Consider the following 6,640-nt stretch of genomic DNA (forward strand, 5'->3'; position numbering starts at 1 on the left):
GGTTTACCTACAGCCCGGCTAGAAGAGTATGGGTGTTGATGTAAAAGAAGAATCATTAAGATTACATAAAGAAAAACGTGGTACTATAGAGGTCGTTGGAACAATGCCTTTGAGAAATAGTGTGGATTTGGCGGTAGCTTATACCCCCGGCGTGGTAGGACCCTGTATGGAAATTGCCAAAGACGAGGAAAAAGCGTATGAATATACGATAAAGGGAAAGACAGTAGCTGTAGTTACAAATGGGACAGCAGTACTTGGACTTGGAAACATAGGACCTTCAGCGGGATTACCTGTAGTTGAAGGTAAAGCTTTACTACTTAAGAGATTTGCAAATGTAGATGCAATACCGATATGTTTGGATTCCACAGATCCCGATGACATAGTAAATACTATTAAGAACATTGCACCGGGATTTGGCGGAATACATCTTGAAGATATAAAAGCTCCGGAATGTTTTTATATTGAAGACAAGCTAAAGCAAGAATTGAATATACCCGTATATCATGACGATCAACATGGTACTGCTATTGCAGTTTTGGCGGGATTGTACAATGCCTTGAAAATAGTCAAAAAAAATATTAACAATATAAAAGTTGTCATAAATGGTGCCGGTGCCTCGGGTATTGCAACGGCCAAGCTTTTGATTTTAGCAGGAGTGAAAAATATAATACTATGTGACATAGATGGAATAGTCTGTGAAGGAGATAATTCATTGAACGAACCTCAAAGACAAATAGCAAGGGTGACGAATAGAAGCTTGGAAAAAGGAAGCTTAAAAGATGCCATAAAAAATGCAGATGTTTTTATAGGTGTCTCTGCTGGAAATGTTGTAACCGGTGAGATGATAAAACTCATGAATAGAGACAGCATAGTTTTTGCGTTAGCTAACCCGATACCTGAAATAATGCCTGGAGAAGCAAAAAAGTCAGGAGCAAGGGTTATAGCAACAGGAAGATCTGATTTTCCAAATCAGATAAACAATGTTTTGGTTTTTCCTGGAATTTTTAAAGGAGCCTTGAGTTCAAGAGTTAGGGAAATATGTGATGAAATGAAAATTGCTGCAGCTAAGGAACTTGCGAGTCTGGTAAAGAAGGATGAATTAAATGAAGATTATATAATACCGAGTGTATTTAATAAAAATGTCTGTGATGCGGTTGCCAGGGCGGTTATGAATACGGCACAAAAATAGTGAGGTAACAACTTAGTTATAGTTATATATTTATCAGTCTGGTGAGGAGATGATTGCAGTGGAGTATCTTAGCCTGAAAAAAGAAATAATAGATAATAAAGATTTTAAAAAATTAAGGGAAATAGAACAGTTCCTTTTAAAACAAGGGCTGCGGTTGGATAAAAATATAGAGTACACAATAGCAGTCTATGATGAAGATAAAATAGTTGCTACTGGTTCTTTCGAGAATAGCATTTTAAAATGTATAGCTGTGGATAAAAATTACAGAGGAATGGGAATATCAAATAAAATAATATCTGAATTGGTGGCAGAAGAGTATGTACGGGGGAACAATCATCTTTTTATATACACAAAACCTGATAATTATAATACGTTTGGCGACATGGGATTTTATAAAGTAGCACAAGTTCCGGGCGAAGTCATTTTACTTGAGAATGATCCCTGTGCTGTAGGTAGATTCGTAGAAAATCTGAAAAAAAAGAGGGTAGATGGGAAAGTGGTTTCAGCTATAGTTATGAACTGCAATCCGTTTACTTTAGGTCATGAGTACTTGATTGAAAAAGCTTCCAAAGAAAGTGATATAGTTCATGTATTTATAGTATGGGAGAACAAGTCCGTTTTCCCTTCCAATATAAGATATGAATTGGCGAGAAATGGGATAAGACATTTGAATAATGTAATACTTCATAAAGGTAAGGATTATGTGATTTCAAGTGCAACTTTTCCATCCTATTTTATAAAAAGACGAGATAAAGTAACTAGGATACAAGCACTTTTGGATATAGAAATTTTCACTAAATATATAGTGCCTGCATTGGGTATTACCAGGAGATATATAGGAGAAGAGCCGTTTTGTGATGTCACTGCAATTTATAATAATGTGATGAAGGAAGTTCTTTCACTTCATGGTATAGAAATTGTGGAAATTCCAAGATTTAGTAAAAAAAGAGAAATAGTTAGTGCATCAAAGGTAAGAGAACTTATAAGAGAAAGAAAGTTTTCGCAGGTAAAAGAATTAGTACCAGACAGTACCTATAGTTTTTTATGTTCAAAAAAAGCAATACCGATAATCGATAAAATTCAAAATAAATGAAGTCTAATATTAATATAGGAGGTTCACTTATGAAAATAAAAAAAGCTGCTATAGCAGGAACATTTGAATCCAGTGATATTACAGTATCAATACAGCCTAATTCTGAAAATGAGGTGTCTATAAGACTGAAAAGTTCTGTAGAAAAACAATTTGGGGATCAGATAAAAAAGGTCATATTGGATACTTTGAAAGAACTAGATGTAAAGAGTGCTAGTGTAGGTGTCAATGACAAGGGAGCTTTGGATTGCGTTATAAAAGCACGTGTGGAGACTGCAGTAATGAGGGCTGCAGAAGAGACAAAATTCAACTGGAAGGTGAGAAATTAATGTATAAGTTGAGAAGGACAATGATGTATGTACCGGGAAATAATCCAGGAATGGTTAAAGATGCACATATATATGGAGCAGATTCCCTGATGTTTGATTTGGAGGATTCGGTGTCACTGAATGAAAAAGACAGTGCCAGATTCCTAGTGTATAATGCATTGAAGTCCATAGATTATGAAGGTACGGAGAGAGTTGTAAGAATAAATGGCCTTGATACACCTTTCGGAATGGAGGATTTAGAAGCAATAGTGAGGGCACAACCTGATATCATAAGACTTCCCAAGACAGAGTGTGCACAAGACGTTATAGATGTGGAAAAGGAGATAGAAAGAATTGAAAGTGAAGCGGGAATACCTGTGGGAAAGACGAAGATTATGGCAGCTGTGGAAAGTGCCATAGGAGTCATGAATGCCTATGAAATAGCCACAGCAAGCAGGAGACTTATGGGAATAGCAATAGGAGCAGAGGACTATGTTACGAATTTAAAGACAACCCGTTCTCTAGATGGAATAGAACTTCTTGCAGGAAGAAGTCATGTGTTGTTGGCTGCTAGAGCAGCGGGAATATATGCCTTTGATACAGTATTTTCTGATGTAAACAATGAAGAGGGATTCATAAATGAAGTAAAATTAATAAAACAGTTGGGGTTTGATGGTAAATCCGTGATAAATCCAAGGCAGATTACTCCCGTTCACCAGATATATACCCCTTCACAAAAAGAAATAGATAAGTCTGTACGTGTTATAAGAGCTGCAAAGGATGCTAAGAAGAAAGGTTCCGGTGTAGTTTCACTGGACGGGAAAATGGTAGATAAGCCTATTATAGAACGTGCGCAGAGAGCTTTGATGTTGGCAGAAGCTTCAGGTATACGTGTGAGTGAAGGAGGAAATGACATTGACTAAAAATAAGATAGGAAGAGAAATACCAGATTACATAGATGGAATAGGAAATCTGATACCTTATGAAGGACTGTTTAGCTTTAAACCAGCCAAAAGAAAATTTTCAAAGAAAATATCCAGTATAAAACCTGGGGAGGGCAAGCTTGTTGAAAGTATAAAGGAAGCAATAATAAAAACTGGATTGAAGGATGGTATGACAGTATCATTCCACCACCATTTCAGGGCTGGAGATTATGTGCTGAATATGGTTATGGATGTCATAGCCGAAATGGGAATTAAGAATTTGACTTTAGCTCCAAGTTCTTTAAGTACTGTACATGAGCCTTTAATTGAGCATATAAAAAATGGAGTTGTTACAAAAATCACGACAAGTGGAATTAGAGGACCTTTGGCAGAAGCTATATCAAAGGGAATTCTGGATATACCAGTTATAATACGTTCCCATGGTGGAAGAGCAAGAGCTATAGAAGCTGGTGATTTAAAAATAGATGTTGCATTTTTAGGAGCACCAAGTTGTGATGATTATGGAAATGCTAGCGGATGTACAGGCAAATCTTTCTGCGGCTCATTGGGATATGCTAAAATAGACGCGGAATATGCGGAAAAAGTAGTGCTTATTACGGATAATTTAGTGCCATATCCCAATGTACCTGCAAGTATAGAACAAAATAATGTGGATTATGTAGTTAAGGTTGATGCCATAGGAGATCCTAAGGGGATAGCATCCGGAGCGACAAGATATACGAAAAATCCGAGAGAACTTTTGATTGCACAGTATGCAGCTGAGGCAATAGAAGCTTCGGGATATTTTGTACCAGGATTTTCGATTCAGAGTGGTTCCGGGGGAGCATCTCTGGCAGTAGCAAGATTTTTAAGGGAAAAAATGATTGAAAAAGATATTAAGGCCAGTTTTGCATTAGGTGGAATTACAGGTCAATTTGTAGAAATGCAGAAAGAAGGTCTTATTTCAAAAATCTGTGATGTACAGAGTTTTGATTTAATAGCAGCAAAATCCATAGGGGAAAACCCCAATCACTATGAAATAAGTTCATCATTATATGCCAACCCTCACAATAATGGATGTATTTCAAATAAATTGGACATAGTTATATTAAGTGCACTTGAAGTGGATACAGATTTCAATGTGAATGTAATTACGGGGTCTGATGGAGTTATAAGAGGAGCATCAGGAGGACATTGTGATACTGCAGCGGGAGCAAAACTTGCCATGATAGTTTGCCCGCTTATTAGAGGAAGGATACCCACTGTAGTAAAAAAGGTAAATACTGTAGTAACTCCAGGAGAGACAGTAGATGTAGTAGTTACAGATAGAGGGATAGCAGTAAATCCTCTTAGGAAAGATTTGATTGATAAATTTAAGAAAACAAAATTACCGGTATGTACTATAGAGGAATTGCAAGAGAAGGCAGAGAAAATTACGGGAAAGCCTAGACCTATAGAATATGGCGATAAGATTGTAGGTATAGTTGAGTACAGAGACGGTACTATTATTGATGTTATCAGAGAAGTGAAATAGTCGGGGCGGTGATTATGAAAGATACGGGCAATATCCTTAATGAAATACTTGAAGCTAAAGAAAGAAGGGTGCAAATTCAAAAGGATCTACTGGATGTATTTGAAAACACATTGATTTCTTTTACATTGAATATACCAGGTGTGGAAAAAAACAATAAATTTTTTGCTAAACTTCATAAAAAGGGGATTTGCTTGCTTGAAAAGGAATTAAAAAAGTACAATATGAAAATACTTCATAAAATGTTGAATGTTTCTGCTGCTGGACCTGAGGCATTTTTAAATGTAAATGCAGATGCGTTTGCTGTAAAAAAAGTCACTGTATTTATTGAAGAAAACCATGAGTTGGGAAGGTTGTTTGATTTTGATGTATTTACTAAAACCGGAGAACAAATTAGCAGGACAGAATTAGACTTTCCGGAAAGAAAATGCCTGTTGTGCAATAATAATGCAAAGGTATGTGGAAGGAGCAGAAGGCATTCTACAGAGGAACTTTTGAATAAGATCTATGAATTGATAGATGAATTTTTATAACTGAAAATAGTGAAGCTGCTGAAATAAAGGAGAACAGGAATACGTTCTTCTTTATTTCTCATATCTGTCTAGTTCAGGAAGCTGTCTGAGAATGTCAAAAAATAATGACTTATTTGAAGTTATTAATGATATATGGAGAAAAATAATATGAAAAATGAAAAAAAATTTGCAGTAAGTGAAGTTTCTATGATAATTGGGAGCTTTGCAATACAAGCAATGCTTTATGAAGTAGCCTGTTATCCATCGCCGGGATTGGTATCACCGGTATCCAATGGGGCACATAATGATATGAATTATTATACATTTATTGATAGTACATCTGTATTAAGTAGATACTTGGTTCAATTTGTACAGGAGGGATATGCAAATAACTCTTATGAATGTATTTTTAACAGAATAAGATCTATTGGAGTTAAAGCGGAAGAGGACATGTTTTTAAAAACGAAGGGTGTCAATACCCATAAGGGAATGCTGTTTTTAATAGGAGTATGTTGTGCTGCAGTGGGAAAAGCTATTTATGAAGGAAAAAAGTTTTATGAAATTAGAAATATTATAAAGCAGATGACAAAAGGAATAGTTTCAAAAGAACTTCTTACTTTGAGAGATAAAAAGAATTTAAGTCATGGAGAAAAATTATTTATTAAGTATAAAACAGAAGGTGTACGTGGGGAAGTGGAAAAAGGAATCCCTACAGTGTTTGATTTTTCTCTTGATTTTTATAAGAGAAATATGGATTTAACTATTAATAATAGATTGGTACATACCCTTATCGGGATAATGCAAATTTGTGATGATTCAACTATAATATACAGACATTCCATTGGGGTTTTACAACAGGTAAAGGAAGAAGCTAGAGAAACGCTTTTAATTGGGGGGATGAAAACAAATAAAGGTAGAAAAAAAATAAATGATCTTTGTAATGAATTCATAGAGAAGAACATAAGCCCAGGAGGAAGTGCTGACTTACTAGGGATAACAGTATTTCTTTATTTGGTAGAACAGTATATGAACGATTTAGTATAAGTTGGAAGAGAGGTAAATTAAATTGATTGGTGTGAAAAATGGT

General features: G+C 35.5%; 7 protein-coding genes. All 7 read left to right on the top strand.

Features of this window, described 5'->3' with window-relative positions:
• Positions 1-28 precede the first annotated feature (28 nt).
• The 7 genes from AB8S09_RS10000 to citG all read left to right on the top strand — a co-directional run bounded on the left by AB8S09_RS10000 (position 29) and on the right by citG (position 6,597).
• Entirely contained in the window at positions 29-1,189 is a 1,161-nt protein-coding gene (locus tag AB8S09_RS10000; protein WP_369869053.1) for an NAD(P)-dependent malic enzyme, read from the top strand.
• A 58-nt stretch (positions 1,190-1,247) separates the two neighbouring features.
• The gene (citC, locus tag AB8S09_RS10005) at positions 1,248-2,282 is read left to right on the top strand and encodes a [citrate (pro-3S)-lyase] ligase (RefSeq protein ID WP_369869054.1); all 1,035 of its coding nucleotides are present in this window, start codon (positions 1,248-1,250) and stop codon (positions 2,280-2,282) included.
• A gap of 29 nt (positions 2,283-2,311) precedes the next feature.
• Entirely contained in the window at positions 2,312-2,608 is a 297-nt protein-coding gene (gene citD / locus AB8S09_RS10010) for a citrate lyase acyl carrier protein (RefSeq protein WP_369869055.1), read from the top strand.
• Positions 2,608-3,510, top strand: a complete 903-nt coding sequence (gene citE / locus AB8S09_RS10015; protein ID WP_369869056.1) for a citrate (pro-3S)-lyase subunit beta — start codon at positions 2,608-2,610, stop codon at positions 3,508-3,510. The genes citD and citE overlap by 1 nt, the downstream gene beginning before the upstream one ends.
• Positions 3,503-5,044 carry a citrate lyase subunit alpha gene (gene citF / locus AB8S09_RS10020; RefSeq protein WP_369869057.1) on the top strand — a complete coding sequence of 514 codons (1,542 nt, stop codon included), beginning with the start codon at positions 3,503-3,505 and terminating at the stop codon, positions 5,042-5,044. The genes citE and citF overlap by 8 nt, the downstream gene beginning before the upstream one ends.
• A 14-nt stretch (positions 5,045-5,058) precedes the next feature.
• Positions 5,059-5,574 carry a citrate lyase holo-[acyl-carrier protein] synthase gene (gene citX, locus AB8S09_RS10025; RefSeq protein WP_369869058.1) on the top strand — a complete coding sequence of 172 codons (516 nt, stop codon included), beginning with the start codon at positions 5,059-5,061 and terminating at the stop codon, positions 5,572-5,574.
• 147 nt (positions 5,575-5,721) lie between these two features.
• Positions 5,722-6,597, top strand: coding sequence for a triphosphoribosyl-dephospho-CoA synthase CitG (citG, locus tag AB8S09_RS10030; protein WP_369869059.1), 876 nt, complete (start codon positions 5,722-5,724; stop codon positions 6,595-6,597).
• Positions 6,598-6,640 lie beyond the last annotated feature (43 nt).

This window comes from Clostridium lapidicellarium (assembly GCF_041224415.1).
Lineage (GTDB): Bacteria > Bacillota > Clostridia > Clostridiales > Clostridiaceae > Clostridium_B > Clostridium_B lapidicellarium.